The organism is Gordonia sp. HS-NH1, from assembly GCF_001418765.1.
In the GTDB taxonomy this organism is placed as follows: Bacteria; Actinomycetota; Actinomycetes; order Mycobacteriales; family Mycobacteriaceae; genus Gordonia.
The window spans coordinates 1-25,823 of record NZ_LIYC01000042.1; the positions used below are offsets into that span (position 1 = coordinate 1).

A 25,823-nucleotide genomic window follows, 5' to 3' on the forward strand; every position below is an offset into this window, starting at 1 on the left:
GAAATCCCGGGAGGGATCAGTCGCAGCGTGCGCGGTGTCGGTCAGCAGCGCCAGACTTCCCGTGATCACCGACCCGACCAACTGGGCCACGACAATGATCCCCGTCAGAACAAACGCTATCGCCAGACGGACACGCAGCGACGAGTCGCTGGACGCAGGATCGGTTGGTCCGTGGTTGTGTCCGGCTCCCATACTTCGTACTCCCTCTCATCCACACCCAGATAGCCACGCTACCCCTATATATCAATACATGCGCATGTGACTATATGACAGACCGGGCCGGAACGGTACCAGCGGATCACGTCACGACTGACTCGGGATGTGCTGAGATGGCCCGACGTTGGCGGCGTGGAGGCGGTGGTTGTTCGGTCTCGTGAGGGTGCGGTGACCGGAAACAGGGGGACGCTGTGGACGTCGAATCGGGGCCGCCACCACAGGGCTCAGATGGGTAGTTGAGTATCGGTGATGAACGCGTCGCGCACCCACACGATGAATTGGTCCCACAGGCCGGTGATCAAAGCGATGCCCACCGCGATCATCATGGCCCCGCCGGCGATCTGGATCATGCGGGCGTGGGTGCGCAACCAGCCGAGGCTTCGCAACGCCCACGCCGAGGAAAACGCAAGCACAACAAAAGGAATGCCAAGGCCGGCGCAGTACGCCACGATCAGCGCGACGCCCTTGGCTGCGGTGGCGCCTTCGGTGCCGCTGGCCGTAGCAATGACTGCCGCGAGTGTGGGCCCCAGGCACGGGGTCCACCCGAGTGCAAAGACCCCGCCGAGCAGCGGGGCGCCGGCGATGTTGGAGACGCGGCGGGGGGCGAACCGTCGTTCCTGTTGCAGTGCCGGCACCAGCCCGATAAACACCAAGCCCATGACGATGGTGACCACACCGCCGATACGTTGCAGGACTTCACGATTCACCACGAAAGTCGTGGTGACCCCAAGTACTGTGGCGGTCGCTGCCACGAAAACCACGGTGAAACCGATGACGAACAGGCCTGCGGCGAGCGCCACACGCGAGCGACCCCGTTTATTCGACTCCCCCACCGACACCGCCGGCGCCTCGGCGCCGACCACGCCAGCCAGATAAGACAGATACCCCGGGACGAGCGGGACCACACACGGTGAGGCGAACGACACCAGCCCGGCGATCATGCATGCGAGCAGCGCCAGCAGTAGCGGACCGCTGGCGACGACGTCAGCAAACGTCTCGCCGACCGAGGCTTGCAGTTCGACTGACTGCGCCGTCATGGGCGTTGTGTCACAGGCTCAGCGACGACGCGCTGAACTGTTGCCCCGAGTTCGTCGGCGGTGATGGCCTTGAGGAACACCGCGGCCGGACGGTGGTCGCGGTCGAGCACGATGGTCGTCGGCACCACCGACGTTGGAGTGGTCAGCGCAGCCAGAGTGATGCCGGCAAAGTCGTAGATCGAGGGAAAGGCGACTTTCCTGTCGACAATGAAGTCCTTCGCCGCTTGCCGGTTGTCGCGCAGATTGATACCGAGGAACTCGACCCCCGAGGTCTTGTTCTGGGCGTAGACATGCTCGAGGTCGTCGGCTTCTCCCCGGCAGGGTCCGCACCACGAACCCCATACGTTGATGACGACGACTTTGCCTGCGAAGTCGTTGAGTCCGACGGTCTGGTCGGTCACCACATCAGGGCCTGAGACGTCAGCGATCCTCTGACGGCTTGCAGGCGGGTCGTAGGTGATGACCGTCTGCCCGCCGGGTGAGACGAACTGAAAGGTTCCCCCCTGCGCAACGGCGTCGTCGCCAGCGCTACCACAACCCGACGCTACCCACGGCACCACGCACATCAGCGCCAGGATTGCCGCCCGCACCGCGGATATCCTTCTCTCCTGCTGCACCAGCACTCCTTGACCTTGATCTACTACGCAGCGTGGTAGATTAACGTTCGCGTTGTCAACATAGCCGTAGTTTTTGCGATCTGCACCGGCCCGTAGGCCCACGTCCCGCGGCGAGGGTTCTGCCGCGTTCATCTGACGTATCGGTGCGCTCAGCTGTGATTACGCTTGATTCGGTCGAGGTCCCGAGGCTGGGCATCATTGCTTATCTGCAACTACGTTCCCTAGTAATAGAGGCCGCCAGTTGCGACTGACGCTCAACCGGATCGTGTTACTGCTGTGACCTGTGGGGCCTATGGTTCGAACGGAGGGCTGCCAATCGGGGCCTCATGTGCACCTGGCGTGCGGTGCTGAACGTCAGTGCGTCGCGCCCGTCTCCGGAAGGTCTCGCTGGCATGCCTATGTCGTCCCTCATTCGCCGCTGCGGCGTTGCACGGCCCTGTCTGAGGCTGGGGGCCGTGGGAATTGTTGCTGCGGTTCTGCTGAGCCTCTCGCTTGACGCTCGAGCGCGCGCCGACGCAGATGACACCCATGTGGCCCAGCAGTTCGCCCAACTGGTCGCCGAGACGATCTCGGCATCCTTGGGGGGGCCGGCGATGGGGGAACTAGCCGACGAGATCCGGACCGTCAGCACATGTCTGGCCGATCGTGCGCGCCCAGTCGAGCCGTCGGAGCCAACGGATGACCCCATCACTGCGGTGGGTTGCTTTGCCGCCGTTCTCAGTGCGGGACGAGCAGCCGCCGAACTGGTTGTCGACGCGCTACCGATCGGGCGGTTGCTGGCGCTGCTGGCATTTGAGATGCGTCCCCACGATCCTGCGACCCCGCATCCCGCACCGAACGGTCCACCCGTCTATTCGTCGCCGTCGCCGGGGTCCGTAGTCGCTCCGACGAATGGTCGAATCACCTCCACCTTCGGTGACGGTCGAGGTCATCAGGGCATGGACATCGGCAACGACCTCGGCGCGCCGATTTTCGCGGTCACCGACGGCGAAGTGATCAACTCCGGCCCTGCCCAAGGCTTCGGATTGTGGGTACGTATCCGACATGCCGATGGAACAGTCACCACCTACGGCCATAACGACGACAACCTCATCGAGGTAGCGGCTCCGGTCACGGTCGGCCAACCCATTGCCACGGTTGGCAACCGAGGTAACTCAACCGGCCCCCACTTGCATTTCGAGGTGGCCGATGCATCCGGTGCTGCCCTCGACCCGGTGAGCTGGCTCGCCGAACGCGGCGTCCGTCTGCCCGCCGACGGCGAACCTACTATCCCTCCCAACGAACCGCCGAGCAGCGGAAGTGCAGACCTCTGGCGGTAGGGAGCAGCGCCGCGTAACCGCGATGACCCTCCGCGCCTGATATTGGTGAGGGAGCCGACTTTTCGTTGCCGCCATGTCGGTACTCGCCCGAGATTCGGGATTCCGGGCCCAACTATGCTACCTAGTAGTTAATCGACTACAGTCCGTAGTTACGGCCCGGGAAGTCGCACGCAGGATGCGCGTGTTGCTCGATCAGGGCCACCGTTTGTCCGACTCAGATGGAGGCCTGATGACCGCGGTGTCCCCGCGCCCACCCGAGGTGGTCGCTACGCGGCCCTACCCCGAGCGGCGCAAGTCCAGAGGGTCATTCATCTACAAGCTGCTGACCACGACCGATCACAAGTTGATCGGCATGATGTACATCGTCGTGTGCTTCGCGTTCTTCCTCATCGGCGGCCTGATGGCGCTGCTGATGCGCGGCGAGCTCACGACGCCGGGCATGCAGTTCCTCTCGACCGAGCAGTACAACCAGCTGTTCACCATGCACGGCACGATCATGCTGCTGATGTATGCCACCCCCATCGTGATCGGCTTCGCCAACTTCGTACTGCCCCTGCAGATCGGCGCTCCCGACGTCGCCTTCCCGCGGCTCAACGCCCTCGGCTTCTGGCTGTTCGTCTTCGGCTCGACCATCGCGATCGCCGGCTTCATCACCCCCGGTGGTGCCGCCGACTTCGGCTGGACCGCCTACACCCCGCTCAGCGATGCCATTCACTCACCCGGCGTCGGCTCGGACATGTGGTTTCTCGGACTGACAGTGTCCGGCTTGGGCACCATCCTGGGCGCGGTCAATATGGTCACCACGGTCATCTGTCTGCGCGCACCGGGAATGACGATGTTTCGCATGCCGATCTTCACGTGGAACATCCTGGTCACCAGTGTCCTGATCTTGCTGGTGTTCCCGCTGCTCACCGCGGCACTGCTCGGCGCCGAAGTCGACCGTCAATTCGGCGCGAATCTGTTCGATCCGTCCAACGGCGGCGCCATTCTCTGGCAGCACATGTTCTGGTTCTTCGGCCACCCCGAGGTCTACATCATCGCGCTGCCGTTCTTCGGCATCGTCTCCGAGATTTTCCCGGTCTTCAGCCGTAAACCGTTGTTCGGGTACTCAGGACTGGTCTACGCCACCCTCGCCATCGCCGCCCTATCGGTCGCGGTGTGGGCACACCATATGTATGTCACCGGCGCCGTGCTGTTGCCGTTCTTCTCCTTCATGACGTTCCTGATCGCGGTGCCGACGGGCGTAAAGTTTTTCAACTGGATCGGCACAATGTGGCGGGGCCACATGACGTTCGAGACACCGATGTTGTTCTCGGTCGGCTTCATGGTCACCTTCCTCTTCGGCGGACTCACCGGTGTGCTCCTGGCCAGCCCACCCATCGACTTTCAACTCTCCGACAGCTACTTTGTGGTGGCCCACTTCCACTACGTCCTCTTCGGCACCATCGTGTTCGCCACCTACGCCGGCATCTACTTCTGGTTCCCGAAGATGACCGGACGTCTGCTCGACGAACGCCTGGGCAAGATCCATTTCTGGCTGACGTTCATCGGCTTCCACCTCACCTTCTTGGTGCAACACTGGCTCGGAGCAGAAGGCATGCCCCGCCGGTACGCCGACTACCTGCCCTCAGACGGCTTCACCACGCTCAACATCATCTCCACCGCCGGCGCGTTCGTCCTCGGCATCTCGACCTTGCCGTTCCTGTGGAACGTCTTCCGCAGCTACCGCTACGGCGAGGTCGTCACCGTCGACGATCCATGGGGCTTCGGCAACTCCCTGGAATGGGCCACCAGTTGCCCACCGCCGCGCCACAACTTCACCGAACTCCCCCGCATCCGGTCGGAGCGTCCAGCGTTTGAACTGCACTACCCGCACATGGTGGAGCGGATGCGCGCCGAAGCTCACGTCGGCACACGGCACGGTGAACCCAGCGAGACCGCAGAAGAAGTCCGCCGTGCGCCGCTGACCACCGGAGACCATGAAGCATCTACAGATCCCGACCCGGAGAGCCGACCGTGAACAACTCCCCCTTCCCTGCCCTCGACCAGGCCGCCGTCCCGCGATCGCGCCGCCCGCTGACCGTTCCTCGATGGTTCGCCATCCTCGCAGTCGGCTACACCGCGTTGATGACCTTTGCGTTGACCCTGCTCGCGGGTTCTGTCCTCGCTCAGGGCACTCCCCTGCTGCTGTGGCTGATCGCGGCGACCGCGGCAGCCTGCGCGGCCCGCGGAGCAGCCGCGATCGCGGCCCGCACAGCACAACCAGCGCGCGGCCGTGCGCTGCGGCGGTAGCCGGTCGCGTCATCCATCGGCCCAACTCTGCGTGATCAGAGCCTTGCCTGCGGGGCGTGGTGCTGCACAGCGCCACGTGGGCCATGTCGAGACTGCACGCCCCGATGCATAGCTGACGCGATCCCGGTATGACCCTGGTGACGTGGATTATGCATCCTGTTGCGACAGTCTCTCGGCTGGCGGGTCCGATGGCGAAGATGCACTCTGGGCCTCGCGGGGGCGGCGCGCGCGGGGCGTGCGCGCAACACCATGAGACACGCGCCGGTGAAGGTCGTCGTTACCGGTGGCGCAGATGAACGAAACGTCACCGGGTTTGCGACACTAACTGCTGAAGAGTGAACGTGGCGGTGCGGGGACTCACGCGGTGAGCCCATGCGCAACAACTGAGAGCACCGGAAGTGCTGCAACGGTACACAATGCGGCACCCAGAAGTGGCAGTACACTCGCCGCTGCGTACTTCGATTTGGTCGGCTCGATCACGCCATTGTCGAGCATGCGCAGCCGGTAGCGCGTGGAGTGCTGCATGGGGGTCCCGGGGCCTACGCCCTGACCGGTGACATGGGCCAGTGCGCTGCGTACCGCAGCCGTGCTGGTGACCCGGGCTGCCGACATGTCGGCATCCACTTCGATCAGGGCCGCGACCGCCGCTGGCGCCCGCCGAAACAGCGGTACGAAGGGCAGAGCACGTGCCATGACGTCGCAGACCGCCAGGACCCGGTCGTGACGAGACCTTAGATGGGCGAACTCGTGTGCCAGTACTGCTGCCCGCGCCTCGGCCGGCACGCGTGTGCGCAGCGCGCTGGTGGCTACCACGAAACCGCTGCGTCCGCCGACGCAGTAGGCCATGGGGTGGGGATGATCGATCCAGAGTACGTCGGGGGTATCGGGTTCGGTGCTGCCTACCACCGCAACGACGTCGCGATGAAGGCGTTGCACACGTTGCACATCGCGCGTGTGACGAGCGCACGACATCGCGGTGCGAGCGACCACGGCGAACAGCACGACGGCGACGGTGATGCCATACACCTGGCTGAAATCGTCGCGCACCGCATGCAGGACAGCGCCAGCGCACCGAGCCAACGTGTCGACGAAACGCTCCGCAGGCGGCGCATCGGGCCATAAGGCCGACAGCGCCGACAGGAGAAGCAGTCCCACCGCAGTGGCAATGCTGCTGACCCATGCGGTGATCACTACCCGCGGTGACCATCGCTGTGGCAATCGGTCGAGAACGTAAGGACCCAACACACCCAGCACGGCCGCGCCCACCAGGTGGGCCAAAGCAACGCTCACACTCTCAGCGCCTTCTCGGACGATCCGTCCGCGTCCGGGACAAGTGTTCGCTAAGGACCTCGCGCTCCTCGGGGGTAACCATCCGCGCGAAATGCATCAGGACCGCCGTGGAATCGCCGCTGGCATCGAGCACCCGTCGCAGTGTCTGCGACGTCGCCTCCTCCCGCGACTGCAACGGGAAGTACCTGTAGGCGCGGCTGATCTTCTCGCGTCCGGCGAAGCCCTTCTTGTGCAGATTGGTTACCACGGTCAACACCGTCGTGTACGCCAGATCGCGATCGGCCAACGCATCGACAATGTCGTGCACACTCATCGCCGCAGAAGCGCCCCACAGCACGTCCATCACTGCGCGTTCCAACGAACCCAATTGAGTCACCGTCGCCTGCCTGATCGCCTTGTCTTTGCTGCCAGTCTAGAACAAACTACCCTGCTTAGTAGCCGAAGGTGGCTTCGCCAGGTTGGCCGCCACCATCTGACACACTTTTCGCATTTCCTGCGGTGCCATGACTCACCTCACCGCCTACTGAAAGCGCCACTCGTGACCGACCTCGTTGACGACACGTACTCGACCCGCCGCATCCAACTCGATGTAGGTGGCATGACCTGCGGTGCGTGCGCAGCCCGAGTGGAACGCAAACTCAACAAGATTGACGGCGTACGCGCCTCGGTGAACTACGCTACTCGGCGGGCCACCGTGGAACTCGATAGCCACGCAGGCGTGGCCGATGCGATCGACGCTGTTCACACGGCAGGCTATTCGGCTACGGAACTGACCGAGCAGGCTCCTCCTGTCAACGAGGATGCGTCGACGGCGAAGGCGCTGTTCACCCGACTGATCGTCGCGCTGGCCCTGTTCGTGCCGCTGGCCAACCTCTCCGTAGTGCTCGCCGTCATCCCGGACCTGCGTTTTCCCGGGTGGCAAGCGGTGTTGGTGGCGCTTGCCGCACCAGTCGTGACCTATTGTGCGTGGCCGTTCTACCGCACCGCGGTGCGTACGTTGCGGACCGGTGTGGCCACGATGGACACGCTCGTCTCCCTGGGAGTGCTGGCCGCGACCGCCCTGTCGATGTATTCGATGTTCTCGGCCGATGCGATGTCTGCCGCGGGTCAGGGGGTGTGGTCAGCGATCTTCTCCAGTGACTCGATCTACCTCGAAGTTGCCGCCGGCGTGACGGTCTTCGTGCTGGCGGGACGCTACTACGAAGCGCGTGCCCGCACACAAGCTGTCCAGGCATTGAGCGCGCTGGCCGCGCTACGCGCAACCGAGGCCCGCGTCGAGTGTGCAGGGGGTACGAGCATGCTCATACCCCTGGCGGAACTCAAAGTCGGTCAACGACTCATCGTGCTGCCGGGTGAGACCATTCCCTCGGACGGGCATGTGATCGAGGGCACAGCCAGTGTGGACCTCAGTGCGATGACCGGAGAGACGACGCCGGTGCAAGTATCAGCCAACCACCGCTCCACCGCAGTCGGGGGCACTACCTGCCTCGACGGGCGATTACGGGTGGAAGTCACTGCAGTCGGTGACGACACACGCCTTGCGGAGATGATCGCGCTGGTCGATAGCGCACAGATGGCCAAGGCCCGCGCTCAACGGGTCGCTGACCGTATCGCCGCGATCTTCGTACCATGCGTCATCGCCCTGGCTGTGAGCACTGTCGTGGGCTGGTCACTAACCGGAGCGTCCTGGGAGCACGCCGTGAGCGCCGCGGTGGCCGTGCTGGTCATCGCCTGCCCGTGCGCGCTGGGCCTGGCCATGCCGATGGCCCTGGTGATCGCCACCGGGCGCGGCGCCCAACTGGGAATCTTCCTCAAAGGGCATTCCGCATTGGAACTGTCCGGGACGATCGATGTGGTGGTCTTCGACAAGACCGGCACTCTCACCAATGGGCGACCTCAGGTCAGCGGCGTGTACACCGTCGACAACAACAGCACGGAGTTGATCCTTGGCTGGGCCGCGACACTCGAGCAGCACACCAGCCACCCCATCGCTACCGCTATCGCCGCAGCGGCCGGTCCGCAGTCCCTTCCTGCACCGGTCGAGGTGGTCACCGACGTCGGCAGTGGCGTGCGTGGAGTGATCGACGGCCTGAGGGTGCAGGTGGGCTCGCCGACGTGGATTGCCCGTACCGCTGCGGTGCCTGCCGCGCTCGACGCGCAGCGCGCTGACGTCGAACGCTCTGGTGGCACCGCGGTGTACGTCGCGGTCGACGATGCAGTTCGGGGCCTCATCGACATTCGCGATAGCGCCAAACCCTCTGCTCGCCAGGCAGTCGATGAGTTGCACCGCATGGGACTTCGCACGTTGTTGGTCACCGGCGACAACGCCGGCGCAGCGCAGCGCGTAGCAGCGCAGGTCGGCATCGATGACGTGACCGCCGGGGTGCTCCCGGCTGAGAAAGTGGCCATCATCGACGACGCGCGCAGGAGCGGTGCCTGTGTGGCGATGGTCGGTGACGGCATTAACGACGGGCCCGCTCTGGCTTCGGCGGATCTGGGCATTGCTATCGGTGGCGGTACCGATGTCGCTATCGGCGCCGCCGACATCGTGTTGGTGCGCGACGATCTCACCACCGTCGCGTTGGCCCTGCACCTCGCCTCGGCCACCCGACGGACGATGCGCACCAATCTGGCATGGGCGTTCGGTTACAACATCGCCGCACTGCCGCTTGCTGCCGCTGGACTGCTCAACCCCCTGATCGCCGGGGCGGCAATGGCCTTGTCATCGTTTTTCGTCGTCTCCAACAGCCTGCGTCTGCAGAACTTCGCGCGTGTAGACCACTGAGGGTGACAGTTGCTGGGTCGGTGCCAGCTGAGACACCATCGCTGCGACGGTTCGAGAGTCGCTGCCATCAATGGCGACGGACTCGGGCAGATCGGGCCGGCGTTCGGCACGCACCCACTGCACCAACAGCACCAGGCAGACCACCACCATCGGAATCTCGCTGATCACTGCGGCCACCACACCGCCCGCCCACTGCGTGCGCGCGAGGTCGGGACCCCACGGCAGTTGCAACTGGCTGTAGAAGGATTCACCGATCACCGTCGTGGAGGTCATCAGTGCGATACCAAAAATGGCGTGAAAAGGCATGACGGCGAACAGCAGACCTAGGCGCGCCAGAATCGGCAACTGCTTGGGGCCCGGGTCGATCCCCACAGAGACCCAAAAGAACAGGTACCCAAGGGTGATAAACAGCACGCTCATCAAGACGTGCCCCCAGTGGTAGCGGACGAGTACGTCGAACACCGGTGTGAAGTACACCAGAAACGACGAGCCCACAAACAACGCGAACGCGACAACTGGATTGAGCAGTAGGTGCACGCCTCCAGAGCCGAGCAGAGTCAGCAGTCCCCGCCGGCACGCCGCTCCACCAGTGTTACCTGCCGTTGGCAGCACCCTCAACAGCAACGTGATCGGTGCGCCACCCACCAGCAGAATAGGTGCGATCATGGTCAAAGCCGTGTGTTCGGCCATGTGCACGCTGAACAGAGCATTGCCGTAGGCCTTCAATCCGGAGCTGGTGGATACCACCACCACAGCGCAGCCCGTGACCCATGACGCGGTCCGCCGTATCGGCCAGCGATGTCCACCGCCCCGCTCCCGCCTGGCGGCTACGACATATCCCACGGCGCTCACCACCGCTGCCACACCCACCACAAGATCAACACGCCACAACGACACCAGCGACCCGACACCGGGCGGGCCAGGAAGCGAATAACCCAGGTACACGTCCCACGCAGTGAATGGGTGGGCAATCAACCCGGGTGCGACCCGGGTGTCCATCACCGCCCAACACGCCACCGCTGCCAGCGCAGCCCCCGCGGCAAGGGAAGAAGCAGTTGCCGACATCGGCACACCCCGGCGCAGGCGCACAACATCGGCGATCACAAGCACCGCCAGTACACCCACCAACAGCCCCGCAGCGCGACCGAAAGCCGACGACCACACGCCCGGAGTCCGCAGCAGCACCACCACACACACCGCGCCCACCAGAGCTGTCACATCGGCGCCCAAGACGACATAGCTGACACGTCGGTCGGCCGCCCTGTCGATGGTCGCCGACCCCAAACCACGAGCCCTAAACCGGTCGGCCCACCGCAGCCCCACCGACACCGCCAAGCTCGCCGCGAACACAATCACCGCGCCGGTCGTGTAATCGTGGTCAGGCCCCTGCGCGGCATTACCGACCACAGGCAGCGCGAGCACCCCGACCGTCGCGGGAACCACCAGCGCCACCTGGACCGACCACCGCAGCGACACCGAACCGACCAGCACCACGACACCCGCTGCCGCCACAACCAGCCACGCCAGCGCCGGCAAACTCACACTGAACGCGTAACCAACCTTGCCGCTGGACACCATCGCGCCCACGGACACACCAGTGGTGTCCGCGGCCGACGTAACCGCCATCAGCACCGCAACAACCACACCAAACCCTGCAGCGCGGCGGACGCGGCGAAACACCGGATACACCGCAGCGTCAATGAACCCCTGCGAGTCGGGAGACGCGGTGAGCACCACCGAAACTAACCCTCCGAGGACCGCCGCAGCCAACGCAAAGCCAGCAAAATTGCCGACCACATCGGCCACAGCCGTACCCATCCCCGGGTAAGGATCCGCACTCTCGACATAGCGAGTGGCCCCGGACGCCCAGGCGTACACCGCCAACACCAGCATCAGCCCACCGACCAGCAACGGCGCCACCACCCGAAGAGGAACTGCGCGCAGCAGTCGCGACTGGATTGACGAGGTGTCAGCCTCCGGCAACGCCTTTGATTCGCCCACCAACCGTATGCTACTACTGCGCATAGTAGTTAACTCACATGGATCGAGGGCCGCGGTGATCGACGACCTACTCCTGCGGTGGATCGTCACCGCCATGTTCGCGATCGGAGCGATCGACAGCATTCGCACCCTAGCCGCCCACCGCAGCGACCTGCGGCTCTCAGTCGTGCACTGCCTCATGCTCCTGATGTCGCTGGCGATGATCGTCATGGCGTGGCCACAAGGCAATCAGCTCCCACTGCTGCCTCTGATGCTGCTCTTCGCTCTCGCCACAGCAATCGCGGTCGTCTTCGCGGTGCCGAAGACGACCGCGCGGCGGCTTTACGTCTCTACCGCAGTGATGATGGCCTCGATGGTGTGGATGTATGCGGTGATGAGCCGGCACAATTCCACATCCGCCGTTCCCGCTGCCACCGCCCCCGCACACCACGGAGGCCCGTCGGGGGCCGACGCCATCAACGAGATGACACCGCTGCACGGCCCGTCATCAGATCCCATGTGGATGGGGTCGGTCACCTTGCTACTCGTGCTCGGCTTCCTCGCGCTCACCCTCTACTGCGCAGCCCGGTCAATTCAGCTGCCACGCACCGCGGCCCCAGCGCCACCACTGTCAAACGCTGTAGCGACGCTTCGCCGCCCGCATCTAGAGTTCTCGTGGATATGCCACACGTTAACCGCCGGTGGGACAGGAATCATGTTCGCCGCTCTACTCTGACAGGCCACCCGAGCCTCAGAGTGAGCGGTCATTCCCGATATCGCTACGGCCGCCGCGCAGCGCATGCTCATCACTGTCGCGTCTGCGGCTGTTCATGACCGTAACGCAGAAGCGATATCGCCGGGAACCGGCATCGGGCGCATCAGACCGGCGGCAACACGTCCGGTGTTGCCCTCGGGGTAGCGTCCGCTCAGCGATCCGGGAGCGGAAACGATGATGCGCACCACCTGGCCGAGCGCTTCGCGCCGATCATGTTGGTGCACAGCGAATCTGAACATCGAAATGTGGTTCTGAGTATGCAACCACGGGTCCGGCTGGGACACGATGTGGGCGCGTTCAAGATGGTGCCAGCGCTGCTCTGCCACCTCGGCGGCGGCGGCCGCTGCCATCTCTGCCCGGTAGAGGTCACGGGCTGCCTCACTAATGCGAGCCATCGCCAGCCTCCTCGGCGCAGCACGGATCATCCAACGCAAGTACCAGCCCGAGTAGATCGTCGAGTGCATGACCAATCCGGCTATTAGCCAGTTCATACCGACTCCGTCGACCCTCAGGTACCGCGACCACCAAACCGCATCCCCGTAGGCAGGCCAGGTGATTCGACAACGTTTGCCGCGACACCCCAATCGCCTCAGCCAAGTCCGCCGGATAGGCTCCACCATGGCGCAACCGAACCAACACCTGCGTTCGCGTCGAATCGGATAGTGCGTATCCAAACCTCGTCAACGCGTCATGCTGCGCTTCTACCACCGTGCTCACGCCAAAATGATACATGACTCGATGTATTCACGCACATCTGAACAGTAAAGGTCAGGACTTCCGTCCGGCTCGATTAAGGCATAATCCTTTGCCTGTGCCTGACATAGCATAAGTTATCGGCGAAATATGTTGTGCTGCTTTATATTACGTCACCAGTGACGTAATGCAACGCGAACTAGCAGTTCAAGGAGACCGATCATGGCAACGCGGACCACGGTGCGCACCGAGTTCCTGTGCGACGTTTACACCTGCGCACTTGAAGGCGGTATCGGCTACTGGTCGACCTGTACCGACTATCGCTGGAGCAGTGATCCGCGAGCGACTGTCGAGGAAAGCTCCGGCGATCCGCACGTGATCACGCTCGACACGATCGCCCGGGGCGTGAACTCCATCGTCAATGGCGCAGCAATGATTCCGGATGTGCAGCGTCGTAGGATCGCCGCCGCTGTCCGCACCCACGATGCCGAGACCATCGACGCGACAGATGCAGACGCCATTGTTCAGGCGGCACTGTTTGGCTCCCTCGTCTACGGGTGAGACCAGCGGTCACTGCGGTCTCGACGAGCTGAGGTGTTTCCGATTGCGGTGCCGATGTAGTGCTGAGCGGATAGTGGGCCCTGGTCCGAGTTCTTTCGCGATCGACAGTTCGCCGGCCATCAGCAACGCCAACCACCCGAGAATGGCTAGCGTCCATCCTGCCCCGACGAAGACTCCCGACGGCCACGCGGTGGCGGTAATCCGCCAGAGCGCGCAGAAGCCAGCGAGGAGCACGCCGACGGGCAGGGTAGCCAGGCCGACCAGGCCGGTGGTCCATTTGAACCGGGCGGGCGGCGGTGTAGGTCCAAGCTCAGGGTGCGGCTGCCAGCGCACCGCCCGAACAGGTTGTGTTGCCGCGTCTATGACAGCGGCCACGCCGAATCTCGACCAGTAGACGAGGCCGCTCAGGAGCAGGATCTGCCAGACGAATCCGGCCGCTACCGCTTGATTCAATGCGGCGTCCTTTCTTCACGGTCTGAACAGGCGTGATTGGTGGCTCAATCGCCGATGCGCGATGCGCACCGCCGGCAGAAGGTACCGGTGTGTTGACGGGTATGCCCATCGGGTAGCCGTTGGGTTTCCGTCGCGAGGGTGGGGCTGTGGCCTACTACGGCGCAGATGACGGGTATCCCTGTACCGCTGTCATATTCGGCGTCGGAACGCACCCAAGAACTTCATGCGCAACGCGACAAACGCCGCGACGCCTACGCCCACGGCGATGACGATCGCCAGGGGGAATGGCAGCACCGTGCGGAAGAAAATGAGCCCGGCAATCATGATCGCCGCAGGGATCAGCAGGGTCATGACGATGAAAGAGCGAGACTCGCCGTCCTCGCTCGGTGTCTGGCGCCCTCCGAGTATGAGTCCGATAGTCGCCGCGCCCACCCAGAACACCGCAATCATCACCCATCCCACGGCCGCGCCCCATGCGCCGGACGGGACGATCGACGTGTCGGGAAAGTTGGCGTCAGCAGCAAGGATCATCGGCGTTGTCCTTCCGGATTGGTTCGACCGGTGTCGAAGCCGAGGGCACGAAGGTGCTGGACATCGGGAATGCGAACCCGCGCAATGAGGAAGCACTCGACCGCTCCCGCAACAAGCACCACAGCGCCGCACACCCACGTCGTGGTGTTTCCGTCGTTGAGGGCGGCTGCGGTGGCGCCGCATACGACTGTGATCGCCGCAAAGGTCATCGCAACTCGCTGGAATTGCCGTGCACGGGCAACAGCGGTCGCGGCGTCCTTGTGTGGGCGAGGCTGAAAACGGTTAACGCGTTGCCGAATTACCCCGGCGGTGATTATTGTGACGGCTCCGGCAAAGAGCAGGATGATCGCCGTGGTTTCCATAGGTGTTATTTCCTTCTGTTGGCGATGAGCGCGAGGACTTCGGCGACTTCCTCGTTCTCAGTGACCTCGCCGCGTGCCGAGCGGGTCAGGAACTCAATGTCGTCACGTTGCGGGTTCCAGCCGTCGAGGACGTTGTTGTCGATCGCCTGCACGACACCGCGGACCTGCAGATCGGTGAGTCCTGAGAACAACTCCGGCCAACGGGCGATCCACTGTGACTCGATCATCACTCACCTTTCGGATTGGTTCACCTGTAAGGCACTGTCGCACAGTGGTCCGACAGTCTCGCGTCGGCGACACTGCGGTGGGCGGGGGTGAGCCCTACCAAGGGCCGTCATCTCCACCATCGACGCCCGACTCGATGCCACGATGCGTCCGAGAGTCACACAGGTCATCAATCCGGAAGTAGCTGCGAAGCAGGTATGTCGAAGTGGTCAGCGATCCGGTACAGCGTCCCGACGGTGATGTTCTCACCGCCGGACTCGATCGCCGACAAGTGTGTCCGGTGCACGCCAACAGCTTTGGCTACTTCGGCCTGCGTCTGACCGCGACCGGTCCGCGCGTCACGCACCCGGCTGCCCAGCTCCCGAAGTCTCTCCACGATGTTGACTATAACCCACACCTATGTAGACTAAAACCATCATCGCTGATGATGCGGTGAACCTTCGCTGCCGACTCGGGCAGAAACAAGAGTGGTCCGCGGGTGCTGGAACACCCACGGACCCGACGCACACCACGGAAAGGGCCGTGACATGCACCAATGCCCCACTCTACTCGAACAAGCCTCCGGCTATCTCGCCGCCGATCACACCATCCGCCGCATCACCCCGACCGCCCGGGCGAGCGCCGCAGCGGCGATCCTGGCGCACTACCCGCCGACCTCGGCGTTCGATGCTGGATTCCGACAGCGGCTTGTCGAGTTCACTCCTGACGTGGCGTCTGCCGATCAGCGAAAGGGGCGGTAGGCCAATGGAGTTCGCAACTCTCGGAGTCCTGGCCGACGCAGCTCCCCTCATACCGGAGGCCCCTGAGGCCTTTGTGCAGGTGGCGGCCAATCTCGGATGGGGGGCCTCGATCATCGGGGTGGTCATCTTGTTGGGGGCGGGCCTGCGAGCCGCCATTGCGAAGAAATCAGGCGGGGGCGCCGCCGCCGTCGTTCCACTTGCGGTCGGTGGTGTCATCCTCTCCTCCGTCGGACTCGTTCTGACACTGGTCGGCCCCGGCCCGGATCGGGACAGGCAGCCAACCTCCCCCGACGCGTCCCCCGCGCCACCGCCGCCGGCCCCGGCCGAGCAGACACCGTCTGCCCCCGAGGCGCCCACCGACTACACGACGCTGTGGATCATCTGCGGAGCCGCCGCGGCCAGCCTCATCGTCATCGCTGTCGCGGTTCTCGCCTGCCACAAAGTGAGCCAAGCACGTTCTCGCCGAGCCGTTCTGGTGACGAGTGTGCGTGCTCAGTGGGTCAAGGCGGCCGACGTCCTGGGCTCCATCGACGCCGAGTACGCCGCCTACCACGCCGACCTCGCCGACCGGTTGTTCGCGCGCCCACTCCTCGACGACACCAACGATCCCCGCACCGCGGCGTTCCTCGACGCCTACACCGCGGCCCACGCTGCGGCCTACGACTCCCGGCCCCTGGACAGAGACCTCGCCGACCGTGCCGTCGCCACCGCCCTCGCTGCCCGCGACGCACGGGACAGTGCCTCACGCCATGCCCGCGAGACCGGCCTGAACATCCAGCCCGCCAAGCGTGGAAAGCTCACCCGAGCACGCAAAATGCTCGACCAGGCACTGGACCCGACCATCACCGACGCCTACCGCGACAACCTGCTCGACCGCATCACCACACTCATCGCCGAGGCCGGCGCACGCCGCATCCCACCGGTCCGGGCGCTGGTCGCAGAAGCTGTTCAGCGGCAACTCAACACGGCAGTCTGTCGGCCGCAGCTGCAACAATGACCCACATTGAACGCCACCGACCTACGAAAGGGGTCAACCGTGTGGTCCTTCCTGTACTTCGCCGTCGCCTTGCAATTGGCCGGAGTCCTCGCCCTGGCTGTCGCCAACTCGGCATACCCACACCGTCGCCGAGGGGTGCGTCTGCTCGCGGCCGCACCCCCGGTGGCCTCGACCGTCACCCTTGTGACCGGCGCAGTCCTCACGATCGCCTCCGGCCAGTACCAGGCCGGCGACGTAACTCTAATCACCCTCATGGCGATCTTCTGCACCGTCGTCAACGTTTTGATCCTCGGACTGTTCGGATTCTGGGCCGAGCTACGCCGCGCGCTGGACAACCGTCGGCGGTCGTCCGGCCCGCCGGACATCGAATCCATTCCCTGACGAAGGGTCCGCATCTAGTGAACGACAGGACGATTCGCGCCGGCACCGACCGCGCCGACTTCGTCGCGCACGTCGCCGAACGCATCCGCACCCATCCCGACCCCCTGCTGAGGGCGCGGGCAGTCCAGATCGTCCTCGCCGCAGACGGCGTGCAGGCGAGCGGCAGCTTGGCAGACCCCAGAGGCGCTGTGATCGCTCACAATGAGCTACGCAGGCGGGTGGACGAGCTGGCCGCGGCCGCGGAGCTGGCCGACCTCAAACAGGACTTCCGCCTCAGCGGACAGCACCCGGCTCGACATGGCGGCGACATCGCCTTCTATGGCTTCTTCGGACTGACGGGTCCAGCAGCGTACCTCCTCGGCGCCTTCGGCTTCGAGCTGCCGCCGTCCCTGGACGGGTTCAACGTCGTAGCAATGGTCATGGCCGCTCTCACCCCCATCGCCGCCTACTGGTGCTACTACACCCTTCACCACTCCGGCCAGGATGCTCGCGGCTGGCAGGGCATAGTTGAACAGGCCGCCCACGTCGCCTACGCCGGTCGCGACGACGACACTCCCGACCAGCCGTCCGTCGCCGGGGACGACGACCTCGCCCGGCGCCGAGCCGCCGCCGCCCGCTCGCTCGATGACCTGCTCGCCGCCTGGGGGCACTACAAACTCGACACCGAAGCCTGGTACCTCACCAAACCCCTGCTGCACGACACCACCGGCACCGTTGCCACCACGGTCGCCTACACCAGCGCCATGACCGATCTCGCGGCCGCCGTCGACGCCCTAGGCGAACACTCCACCGCCAACGACGTCGACCACACACTGGCCCTCGCCGACCGCGCCTGGGCGGCCTGGCACGACGCGAATGACCACGCCGCCGCCGTCGGGCTCGACGATCGCAGCCCCACCGAACGCGCCGCGCTGCAACGCCTCAACAAACTCGTCACCCGACTCACCCGCAGCAGCGCCGACGATCCCGAACTCGCCGCAGTCAAACGCGACATCACCGCCTGCCTCGACCGCATCCACACCGTCTCGGTGTCCTGGGCCGACATCGCCGCACTGCCCGCCCTCGACCAGCAACTCATCCCGCAGTTGCCCACCGGCGCCGCCTGAGGCCACGTCGCCGAGGCGGCCAGCAGGAAGTGTCTGCGATCACAAACGCCAAGTGCGCGCGCGGCGGTGACTACAGCAAAGAGACGATTTGCTAGTGTGGCGGGACGTTCTTCTGAGTTGCCACACCCAACCGAAGATCGTTCCTCACAGGATAGGAGGGGAGGGCGGCGAACTCCCCCGAATGTGCAGCCCCCTCCCCTCCCTCCTGGCTACGCGCGGCGACGACCAGCCGGTGCGGGTCTTCACTGAGGGTCGTGGAGTGTTAGCGCCCGATCTGCTGAAGTAGTTGCGAAATCGGCACTTTCAGCGCTCCGGCGATGCGCGCCAGGGTGATGACGGTTGCCCGCCGCGATCCGTCTTCCACGCCGCGCAGCATGTTGCGCTCGACGCCGGCCTCGAGACCAAGGGCCCGCTGACTGAGGCCCAGTTCCTCGCGGCGGGTCGTGATCGCTTCTCCGAGAGCGCGTAGCAACGCAGGTTCGTCGATGTCGACGGCCATGACGGCTCCTCCTCCCCTGTCGCCCGCCAGGTCGGCGGGCACACTCGGCATGGCTGAGCCTACCGGCGAGGTCGCCACGGGCGGCAGGACGACGGCGGTGCGCCCGGCCGACGCGGGACAGCTACTCACTGCGCGGGTTTCACGATCGTCACGGTCAGCTGGTCGTCGTCGATGTGCTCGTCGAACTCCTCAATGGCCAGCCAGTGGCCGCAGACGTACTGGTCGCGCTCGGAATCGTCCATCGCTGCCCACTGCTCGGGCAGCGGGCCGACATAGCGCTGCACCCGGCGTACCAGATACGACCGCTCGACAACCTCGGTGCGCGCCAGCTCCGGCATCGCTTGCTCGACCAGCCCGACCAGGGCGGCGGCCGCGTCATGTTCAGCGTCGACACCTCCTGCGAGGTCGCAGGCTTGGCGCCACCGCTCGATGCCTGCGGCGATTGCTCGCGCATGAACGCTCATCGGTGTTGCCGCGCAGGTGTTTTCGGTGGTCGTGGCCATGTGCTGCTCCTTCTTTCCTCCGTGCCTCAGTGGTTGCCTATAGGCTACCGTTAATGGTAGTCTATAGGCAACCACTAAGGATGGAATGAGCGAGGAAACGACGATCATGGGGCACATCATCTCGAAGACAGCGGAACATCGACCGGCGCTGCGCCGCAGACGATTCCGTCACGACAACCCGACCGCGCTGGACTTGTTCTCGGGATTCGGCGGATTCACCCAGGGCATCGAGGCCGCCGGATTCGACACCATCGTCGGGGCCAACCACAACCGCTACAAGGTCGAGGTGCACGAGGCCAACCACCCGCATGTCGAGCACTGGATCGCCGATCTGATCAACACCGACTCCGACACCTACCACTCGGTGCGCGAACTCCCGGCGGCCGATCTGCTGGTCGCCGGGGTGACCTGCACCAACCATTCCCAGGCCAACACCCAGCGCGCCTACGAACAGGGTCTGACGTTGTTCGACCTCGACGACCCCGAGTTCGAGGAACGCGCCACCCGATCCGAGCGGGACCGCGCAACGGCCAACTGTGTGCTGCACTACGCCGACCAGCACCACCCCCTGCTGATCCTGGTCGAATGCACCACCGAGTTGCAGTCCTGGGGTCCAGCGGTCCCCGGCCGACGCAAGGTCGGCGACGGGTCGACGTATCGGTGGTGGCTGCGCGAGATCACCAAGCTCGGCTACGAGCACAAGGTGCTCTACCTCAACTCGATGTTCTTCGGCGTCCCCCAGAGCCGGGACCGGCTCTACATCGTGTTCTGGGACCGCACACTGCCCGCCCCCGACCTCGACCACCGCCCCCAGGCGTGGTGCGGCCCCTGCGACGAGGCCGTCGAGGCGATGTGGGCGTGGAAGACCGGCGTGCCCGCGAGCGGATCGGTGCGCTACGGCAAGCAGTACAACTACCGCTGCCCGCGTTGCTTCGGTGAGGTCTCCCCCACCGCCACACCGTCGCTGACCGCCTTGGACCTCACCCACCTGGGAACCCGGATCGGCGAGCGGGCCAAGCCGCTGGCCCCGGCGACCATGGCCCGCGCGGAGCGGTGCCGTCAGAAGTTCGCCGAGTTCCCCGCCGTGCTGATGCCGGCCAAGGCCCAACGCGGCGTGGAACGCCACCCGCTGCAACCGATGTCGACGCAAACCTCGCAGCAAGAGACCGCGCTGCTCAGTACCGGCGCGATCATGGTCGCCGCCGGAAACACCTTCGAGCGCCCCGGATCGCAGTGCCGGACCCGAACCCTGGGGCAGCCGCTGTGGACCCAGACCGCCACCAACGCCACCGGCCTGCTCACTCCCCCGGTCGCGATGGCCATCAACAACTTCCAGGGCGCACCACGCGGCCTCGATGAGGCGCTGCCCACCCAGGGCGGTTCGGAAACCCTGAGCATCGTGTCCTCCGGTGTGGTGCCCTTCCGCAAACACACCACCCCGACCAGCCACGCCCAGGCCATGCCGACGGTCACCGCCGAACAGACCCCCGGCCTGCTCACCGCGACCGGCGACCCCGCGCTGCTCGCGGGCTGGTTCAAGCAGAACGGCAGCACCGGCACCGAGACCGCCGCGCACCCGCTCACCGATCCGCTGGGCACCCTGACCAGCCGCGACACCACCGCCCTGCTGGCCACTCACTGGCGCGACGCCCTCGCCGACATCCCGCTCGATGAGTGCTTCTTCCGCATGATGACCCCGCACGAGGTCGGCCGCGGCTGCGGATTCGACCCCGACTTCGGCGACCACAAGGGCACCTTCACCGTCTGGGGCAAAGGCCGCGACCAGATCGACGGCTACGGCAACGCCGTCACCCCACCCGTCCCGCTGTGGATCGGCACCCGCCTACGCGAAGTCCTGCACCCCACCAGCGGATGATGACGTCGACCGCCCCGGCACACCGTGACCACTGTGCCGGGGCATCCGGCCCAGTCCACACGGACGGGCCGCGCTCGGACAGCTCGGAAAGCCTCACCGATCACGCCCGTTGCTATTATTGCTGCATGATTGACGCTGGCCGGTGGGGTGCGATCCGCGACCTGGCTGATCGCCAGTTCGGGCTGTTCACCACCGCCCAGGCCCGCAACCTCGGCGTCGCGCCGTATGTCCTGGCTCGCCTCGCTTCCCGTGAGGCCATCGTCCGGGTACACCACGGTGTCTACGAGGTCCCCGAGTCCTCGGCCTGGACCACGCTCGGTGACTGGGCGGCACAGTGGTTGGCGCTGCACCCCGCCGCTGACATCGAGGACCGCCGCACCCACCCTGACAGCGTGGTGAGCCACGCCGCCGCCGCCCAGGTCCTTCGGCTGGGCACGATCACCGCATCCGGGCTCGAGCTGAGCAGCCCGCATCGCATCAACGTCCGCGACCCGTCGGTGCGCACCTGGCGCCGGCCGATCGGTGACCGCGGCCGCGACTGGGACCTCGTCGACGGACTGCCGGTGACCACACCCGCGCGCACCGTGGTCGACCTGCTGCTCACCCACGGCGACGGCGGGCACATCGGGACCGCGCTGCACACCTGCCTGACCGAATCGCTGGTCGACGCCGACGAGCTGATCGCGGCATGTGATCGGGCCGCGCCGCGCTGGAAGTACGCCTCGGGTGCTGAGCTGTTCGCCTCGTTGCTCGATCAGGCCCAGATGCCGGCCGAACCGGTGCTGGTCGGCTGATGGCGTATGCGTCCGAAGAGGCCTTCCGTGCCGGGCTGAAAGCCCGCCTGTCCGCCGAGGCTCGGACGAGCAGATTCAGCCGTGACGAGCTCGCTCAGACCGTGACCCTCCAGTTGTTCCTGGCCCGGCTGTTCCGTTCCCCCGACGCCGACCAGTGGATCCTCACCGGCGGCACCGCCCTGCAATTCCGGGCGCCGACCCAGGCCCGCCCCACCGCCGACGCCGACCTGGCGACCCGCCTCGACGCCGAACACATGCAGCACTCGCTGCGCCAGGCCGCCCACCCCGGACCCGGCGACTTCGGCGAGTTCGACATCACGATCACCGCGACTCGTAGCCCGGGCTTGTTCGCCGGGCGTATCCGTTACAACCTTGCCGGACAACGGTTCTCCGACGCCACGCTCGACCTCGCGACCCACCGGGAGATGCTGCTACCGCCCGAGACGATCAGCCCGCGCCCGGTGCTCGCGCTCGACGAACTCGACCCCATGCCCGTGATCCGGATGCAGGCCGCCGCCGAGGCAGTCGCCGACAAAGTCGCTGCCCTCTACGAGCTGCACGGCCCCCACGGCGACAGCCCCTCGACCCGCGCCCACGATCTGGTCGACCTCGTCATCCTCGCCCGCACCCAGTCGTTCGACGCCGAGCAGCTGCATGCTGCGATCTGCCACCAAGAACAGCGCCGCGACCTGACGATCCCTGCGCCGTTGGTGCTGCCCAACCCGACCTGGGAGCGCGACTACCCAGAGCGCGCCGCGCACAGCGGCTTGCCGGCGCACCTGCACCAGGCCGACGCCGCGCTCACGGCCGCCAACAGCCTCATCGAACCGATCCTGACGGGCGCGACAGAGAACGGCCAGTGGAACCCCGACGACGGTGTCTGGACTTCGGACAGGCCACGTTCGATTGGAGAACTGCTCGCCGACACCCGTGCTGCACAGGCGGCACCGCGCACACCGGCACCGGGGACCTCCCCGCGGCCATCGTCGCGTAGCACAGAACGCTCCCGCGACCACGGACCCGAGCTTTAGATTTGACCAGCGGCCCCGCCGCAAAGCGGGAATGGCGCAGCGAAGGCAGGAGGACGCGATGCGTGATGTGTTCGGTGAGTGGTACTCCGATGGCGACGATGAGCGCCGCGATTTCGTCACTAAGGCCAGAATCGCGTTGGATGCCAACGTCCTGCTGGGCCTGTACCGGATATCGAAGGAGTCCCGCGAGAAGATCCTCGTCCAGCTCGAACGGGACGATATCCGTCCGCGCCTCTTCCTTCCCTACCGCGCCGGCTTCGAATACCACCGTCAACGACTGTCCGTCGCAGCCGATCACGCCAAGCAATACACCAGAGCGACGAACATCATCTCGGGAGTCAAGGGCAAAGGCGTCAATAGTCAGCTCCTGCAGGAACTTCGCGCGGCTATCAGGGAAGTCAAGGACACCGGAGTACAGAAACGACTACTCGACGCGGCGGACACGGCATTCAAGGAAGCCGCGACTACCATCGACGGAGCGATACGGGCAGAGCGTGAGTCGAATATCCTCCACCCCAAACAAATTCAGACAGATGACCCAATCCGGGATCGTATCGAGAAGCTGTTCACCGATGCCGGTCAGATCGGTCGTCGGCGGACATCGACCGACCTCCGGGCATGGGAGGACCAGGCACGTGCTCGGCTCGCCGCTGCCATGCCCCCCGGGACCGGAGTCGATGAGTCCAAGCGGGACGGCGGGATCGGTGACCCACTCATCTGGATGGAGATGATGGACCTGGCCCGAGCTGTCGAGCAGGACGTGCTGTTTGTGAGCGACGACATGAAGGCAGACTGGCGTCAGATCGTTGACGACAAGGACTTCGGGCCTCTACCTGACCTTCTGCGTGAGTTCGCTGACGAAACCGGCCAGCGATACCACCACGTGAACTCGGACACCTTCCTCGAAGACCTCAACACCTATCTCGACGCCGATGTGGACAACGATGTGATCGACGAGGTCAAGAATGCACGCATTTCTGTCTCCGATTCTGGTTCGAGGATCGTTCTGCCCGAAGAGACTATGGAGCGCCTGAGGGAATGGGTTCGCACCAACGAGGCGTTTGACACGACGCTGCGCTCCGAGGCGTTCCGGAACTTCATGTACGGGGAAGACAATCCCGCATCTAAGTCGTTCCAGAAGTTTATGTACGGGCCAGGCAATCCGGCATCTAACCTCGATGTTTCGTGAGGTGGCGGTCCCTTGTTGAGTGGCCCGGTTGGGTGGTCTGAGGACCGGATTTCGGGCGTGGGCCGTGTGGTGTTGTCCGAGGCGTCGGTGTGCGTCGGGTTTCACGGCCCCGAGGTGTGAATGTCCTTTCTGGATCGAAGGTTGGTCGGCCTGGTGGTCAGGCCGGCGCTGGAAGTGCTGCAAGCCTTGCTAGCCCGTCGAGTAGCAGATCGACGTGCGGAGCGTGGGTGGCCAGCTTCATGCGGGTTCGCCGGGCGTGGCGGCTGATCTTGGCCGCGATCGAGAACACGCGGTGGCGCAGTCGCTTGGGTTCCCACCGGCGAGCAGGGTGATCGGTGAACGCGAGCATCTGCGTCCAGGCGATCAACTCGCAGGCGAGCATCACGATCGCGCACCAGATCCGGTTCTGATCGAAGCCGTGCAGCGGGAGATTCGTCAGGCCACAGTCTTTGGCGGTACGGACCCGGTCCTCACATCGAGCCCGCCGCCGGTGACACAGCTCCAGATCAGCGAGTTGGCCACGGACGGTGTTGGTGGCGAACGCGGTCAGCCGCAACCCATCACGGTCGGTGAACCGCAATTGTGCACCCGGGTGCGGCCTCTCCTTCCGGACGATCACACGCATCCCCTGCGGCCAGCCCGATAGGTCGATCAACCCGGTCAACTCGGCCACCCACGCCCCGTCGCGTTGCACGCCGTCGGCATCGTAGGCCGGGGTCCACGCCTCGGGACTGATCCGGTCGGTTGCGGCCGCGATGGTCTCGGTCAGCCCGAATCCCACTGAATAGGCCAGGCGCCGGCGGGTGAGATAGCCGAGGAACTCGTGGGTGCCGCCGGCCGAGTCGGTGCGTACCAGCACCGACTTGCCGACCCGATACCCCTGCACCGTCGGTAGCTGCTCGAGTGCGGCGGCGGTGACCGTGATGTGGTCGGCGGCGGTGTTGGCGCCGGCGTTGCCGGGCCGCAATTGGATGGCCAGGGGTTCGCCAGTGCCCTGGCTACCGTGATCGACAAACGCACACAGCGGGTGGAAACCGAACCCGCGCTTGTAGGTTGGTGCCGCATCCTGTTTCTCCGAGTGCGCGGTCACCAAGGTTGCGTCGAGATCGACGATCAGGGGATCGCCAGTATCGGCGTCGTGATCGGGGGCGGACGTGGCGGCTGCTGACCAGCACTCTGCCCGGGCAGCAGCGCGGGCGGAGTTGATGGCCGTCAATGCCGCTGGGGCGTCGGCGGCCAACGCCGAGATCAGTCGTGACACCGTGGGGTCAGAGGCGACCTGACCGAATACGGCGGGGTCGGCGCGCAGTTGGTTGATGTCGGCCAGACAATCACCGCCGATCGCGACTGCCACGGCCAGATCCGTGATGATCTTGCCTGGATCGTGGGTCGCCAGGGGTTTACGCCACGGTGTCAACGCGTCCGATAAATCGGTGGTCAGGCCCGTTTTCTCGGCTGTCCGCAGCAACACCGTGGCGCCGGCTTGCGACACTACCCCGGTTCCGGTGCCATCTGCAGACAGCACGGGATAGGGCGACGTAGACTTACTCACCTGAATGGTGCTCCTCGAT

The 25,823-nt window shown here is 65.1% G+C and carries 28 protein-coding genes; 13 read left to right on the forward strand and 15 right to left on the reverse strand.

Going from position 1 to position 25,823, the window contains the following annotated elements; translation table 11 throughout:
• Positions 1-440: 440 nt before the first annotated feature.
• Together AMD30_RS20420 and AMD30_RS20425 are read right to left on the reverse strand one after the other, a co-directional pair.
• On the reverse strand, positions 441-1,253 hold the full coding sequence (locus AMD30_RS20420; RefSeq protein WP_055476895.1) for a cytochrome c biogenesis CcdA family protein: 813 nt from the start codon (positions 1,251-1,253) through the stop codon (positions 441-443).
• Positions 1,250-1,819 carry a TlpA family protein disulfide reductase gene (locus tag AMD30_RS20425; protein WP_101821343.1) on the reverse strand — a complete coding sequence of 190 codons (570 nt, stop codon included), beginning with the start codon at positions 1,817-1,819 and terminating at the stop codon, positions 1,250-1,252. Before AMD30_RS20425 ends, AMD30_RS20420 begins: the two co-directional genes overlap by 4 nt.
• Positions 1,820-2,262: 443 nt before the next feature.
• Between AMD30_RS20425 and AMD30_RS20430 the strand changes: the two genes are divergently transcribed.
• From AMD30_RS20430 to AMD30_RS20440, 3 genes are all read left to right on the forward strand, one after another.
• A complete protein-coding gene (locus AMD30_RS20430; protein WP_055476918.1) occupies positions 2,263-3,189 on the forward strand; it encodes a M23 family metallopeptidase in 927 nt (308 codons plus the stop codon).
• A 229-nt stretch (positions 3,190-3,418) separates the two neighbouring features.
• Positions 3,419-5,209 carry an aa3-type cytochrome oxidase subunit I gene (gene ctaD, locus AMD30_RS20435; protein WP_055476897.1) on the forward strand — a complete coding sequence of 597 codons (1,791 nt, stop codon included), beginning with the start codon at positions 3,419-3,421 and terminating at the stop codon, positions 5,207-5,209.
• The gene (locus AMD30_RS20440) at positions 5,206-5,481 is read left to right on the forward strand and encodes a hypothetical protein (RefSeq protein ID WP_055476898.1); all 276 of its coding nucleotides are present in this window, start codon (positions 5,206-5,208) and stop codon (positions 5,479-5,481) included. The genes ctaD and AMD30_RS20440 overlap by 4 nt, the downstream gene beginning before the upstream one ends.
• A 357-nt stretch (positions 5,482-5,838) precedes the next feature.
• Here AMD30_RS20440 and AMD30_RS20445 read toward each other — a convergent pair whose 3' ends face one another.
• Entirely contained in the window at positions 5,839-6,672 is an 834-nt protein-coding gene (locus AMD30_RS20445) for a M56 family metallopeptidase (RefSeq protein WP_231632806.1), read from the reverse strand.
• Between the two features lie 103 nt (positions 6,673-6,775).
• Positions 6,776-7,147 carry a BlaI/MecI/CopY family transcriptional regulator gene (locus AMD30_RS20450; RefSeq protein ID WP_055476900.1) on the reverse strand — a complete coding sequence of 124 codons (372 nt, stop codon included), beginning with the start codon at positions 7,145-7,147 and terminating at the stop codon, positions 6,776-6,778.
• A gap of 162 nt (positions 7,148-7,309) precedes the next feature.
• Between AMD30_RS20450 and AMD30_RS20455 the strand changes: the two genes are divergently transcribed.
• Positions 7,310-9,556 (forward strand): heavy metal translocating P-type ATPase, encoded by a 2,247-nt coding sequence (locus tag AMD30_RS20455; RefSeq protein WP_055476901.1) that lies wholly within the window; start codon positions 7,310-7,312, stop codon positions 9,554-9,556.
• On the opposite strand, the gene AMD30_RS20460 is transcribed toward AMD30_RS20455, so the two are convergent.
• Positions 9,494-11,557, reverse strand: coding sequence for a cytochrome c oxidase assembly protein (locus AMD30_RS20460; protein ID WP_223258964.1), 2,064 nt, complete (start codon positions 11,555-11,557; stop codon positions 9,494-9,496). The two genes, AMD30_RS20455 and AMD30_RS20460, sit on opposite strands and share 63 nt — an antisense overlap.
• Positions 11,558-11,612: 55 nt before the next feature.
• Between AMD30_RS20460 and AMD30_RS20465 the strand changes: the two genes are divergently transcribed.
• Positions 11,613-12,272: a DUF5134 domain-containing protein gene (locus AMD30_RS20465; RefSeq protein ID WP_055476902.1), complete on the forward strand. Its 660-nt coding sequence runs from the start codon at positions 11,613-11,615 to the stop codon at positions 12,270-12,272.
• 92 nt (positions 12,273-12,364) lie between these two features.
• On the opposite strand, the gene AMD30_RS20470 is transcribed toward AMD30_RS20465, so the two are convergent.
• Both AMD30_RS20470 and AMD30_RS24745 read right to left on the reverse strand, forming a co-directional pair.
• Positions 12,365-12,706, reverse strand: a complete 342-nt coding sequence (locus AMD30_RS20470; RefSeq protein WP_055476920.1) for a DUF3703 domain-containing protein — start codon at positions 12,704-12,706, stop codon at positions 12,365-12,367.
• Positions 12,693-13,043 (reverse strand): ArsR/SmtB family transcription factor, encoded by a 351-nt coding sequence (locus tag AMD30_RS24745; protein WP_078111946.1) that lies wholly within the window; start codon positions 13,041-13,043, stop codon positions 12,693-12,695. Before AMD30_RS24745 ends, AMD30_RS20470 begins: the two co-directional genes overlap by 14 nt.
• Positions 13,044-13,226: 183 nt before the next feature.
• Here AMD30_RS24745 and AMD30_RS20475 point away from each other — a divergent pair, with 183 nt between their 5' ends.
• Positions 13,227-13,565, forward strand: coding sequence for a hypothetical protein (locus AMD30_RS20475; RefSeq protein WP_055476903.1), 339 nt, complete (start codon positions 13,227-13,229; stop codon positions 13,563-13,565).
• A gap of 9 nt (positions 13,566-13,574) precedes the next feature.
• Here AMD30_RS20475 and AMD30_RS25125 read toward each other — a convergent pair whose 3' ends face one another.
• The 5 genes from AMD30_RS25125 to AMD30_RS20490 form a co-directional block, all read right to left on the reverse strand.
• Complete coding sequence (locus AMD30_RS25125; RefSeq protein WP_156354350.1) at positions 13,575-14,018, reverse strand: hypothetical protein; 444 nt, start codon at positions 14,016-14,018, stop codon at positions 13,575-13,577.
• A gap of 189 nt (positions 14,019-14,207) precedes the next feature.
• Complete coding sequence (locus AMD30_RS20480) at positions 14,208-14,549, reverse strand: hypothetical protein (RefSeq protein ID WP_055476904.1); 342 nt, start codon at positions 14,547-14,549, stop codon at positions 14,208-14,210.
• Complete coding sequence (locus AMD30_RS25130; RefSeq protein ID WP_139115549.1) at positions 14,546-14,911, reverse strand: hypothetical protein; 366 nt, start codon at positions 14,909-14,911, stop codon at positions 14,546-14,548. The genes AMD30_RS20480 and AMD30_RS25130 overlap by 4 nt, the downstream gene beginning before the upstream one ends.
• 5 nt (positions 14,912-14,916) lie before the next feature.
• Positions 14,917-15,138 (reverse strand): hypothetical protein, encoded by a 222-nt coding sequence (locus AMD30_RS20485; RefSeq protein WP_055476921.1) that lies wholly within the window; start codon positions 15,136-15,138, stop codon positions 14,917-14,919.
• A 167-nt stretch (positions 15,139-15,305) separates the two neighbouring features.
• Positions 15,306-15,512 (reverse strand): helix-turn-helix transcriptional regulator, encoded by a 207-nt coding sequence (locus AMD30_RS20490; protein WP_165630006.1) that lies wholly within the window; start codon positions 15,510-15,512, stop codon positions 15,306-15,308.
• A gap of 368 nt (positions 15,513-15,880) precedes the next feature.
• Here AMD30_RS20490 and AMD30_RS20500 point away from each other — a divergent pair, with 368 nt between their 5' ends.
• The 3 genes from AMD30_RS20500 to AMD30_RS20510 are packed head-to-tail and all read left to right on the forward strand — an operon-like array spanning position 15,881 to position 18,360.
• The gene (locus tag AMD30_RS20500; RefSeq protein ID WP_055476907.1) at positions 15,881-16,873 is read left to right on the forward strand and encodes a hypothetical protein; all 993 of its coding nucleotides are present in this window, start codon (positions 15,881-15,883) and stop codon (positions 16,871-16,873) included.
• A gap of 39 nt (positions 16,874-16,912) precedes the next feature.
• The gene (locus AMD30_RS20505) at positions 16,913-17,254 is read left to right on the forward strand and encodes a hypothetical protein (protein ID WP_055476908.1); all 342 of its coding nucleotides are present in this window, start codon (positions 16,913-16,915) and stop codon (positions 17,252-17,254) included.
• Between the two features lie 17 nt (positions 17,255-17,271).
• Positions 17,272-18,360, forward strand: coding sequence for a hypothetical protein (locus tag AMD30_RS20510; RefSeq protein ID WP_055476909.1), 1,089 nt, complete (start codon positions 17,272-17,274; stop codon positions 18,358-18,360).
• Positions 18,361-18,622: 262 nt separating this feature from the next.
• On the opposite strand, the gene AMD30_RS20515 is transcribed toward AMD30_RS20510, so the two are convergent.
• Together AMD30_RS20515 and AMD30_RS20520 are read right to left on the reverse strand one after the other, a co-directional pair.
• A complete protein-coding gene (locus AMD30_RS20515; protein ID WP_055476910.1) occupies positions 18,623-18,859 on the reverse strand; it encodes a helix-turn-helix domain-containing protein in 237 nt (78 codons plus the stop codon).
• Positions 18,860-18,984: 125 nt separating this feature from the next.
• Positions 18,985-19,362, reverse strand: a complete 378-nt coding sequence (locus AMD30_RS20520) for a hypothetical protein (RefSeq protein WP_139115548.1) — start codon at positions 19,360-19,362, stop codon at positions 18,985-18,987.
• An 85-nt stretch (positions 19,363-19,447) separates the two neighbouring features.
• Between AMD30_RS20520 and AMD30_RS20525 the strand changes: the two genes are divergently transcribed.
• The 4 genes from AMD30_RS20525 to AMD30_RS20540 all read left to right on the forward strand — a co-directional run bounded on the left by AMD30_RS20525 (position 19,448) and on the right by AMD30_RS20540 (position 24,252).
• The gene (locus AMD30_RS20525) at positions 19,448-21,238 is read left to right on the forward strand and encodes a DNA cytosine methyltransferase (protein ID WP_231632807.1); all 1,791 of its coding nucleotides are present in this window, start codon (positions 19,448-19,450) and stop codon (positions 21,236-21,238) included.
• Between the two features lie 125 nt (positions 21,239-21,363).
• Complete coding sequence (locus AMD30_RS20530) at positions 21,364-22,032, forward strand: type IV toxin-antitoxin system AbiEi family antitoxin domain-containing protein (RefSeq protein ID WP_055476912.1); 669 nt, start codon at positions 21,364-21,366, stop codon at positions 22,030-22,032.
• The gene (locus AMD30_RS20535) at positions 22,032-23,063 is read left to right on the forward strand and encodes a nucleotidyl transferase AbiEii/AbiGii toxin family protein (protein WP_055476913.1); all 1,032 of its coding nucleotides are present in this window, start codon (positions 22,032-22,034) and stop codon (positions 23,061-23,063) included. Before AMD30_RS20530 ends, AMD30_RS20535 begins: the two co-directional genes overlap by 1 nt.
• A 58-nt stretch (positions 23,064-23,121) precedes the next feature.
• Positions 23,122-24,252, forward strand: coding sequence for a PIN-like domain-containing protein (locus AMD30_RS20540; protein WP_137809386.1), 1,131 nt, complete (start codon positions 23,122-23,124; stop codon positions 24,250-24,252).
• A 157-nt stretch (positions 24,253-24,409) separates the two neighbouring features.
• On the opposite strand, the gene AMD30_RS20545 is transcribed toward AMD30_RS20540, so the two are convergent.
• Positions 24,410-25,804: an IS1380 family transposase gene (locus AMD30_RS20545; protein WP_055476915.1), complete on the reverse strand. Its 1,395-nt coding sequence runs from the start codon at positions 25,802-25,804 to the stop codon at positions 24,410-24,412.
• Positions 25,805-25,823: the final 19 nt, after the last annotated feature.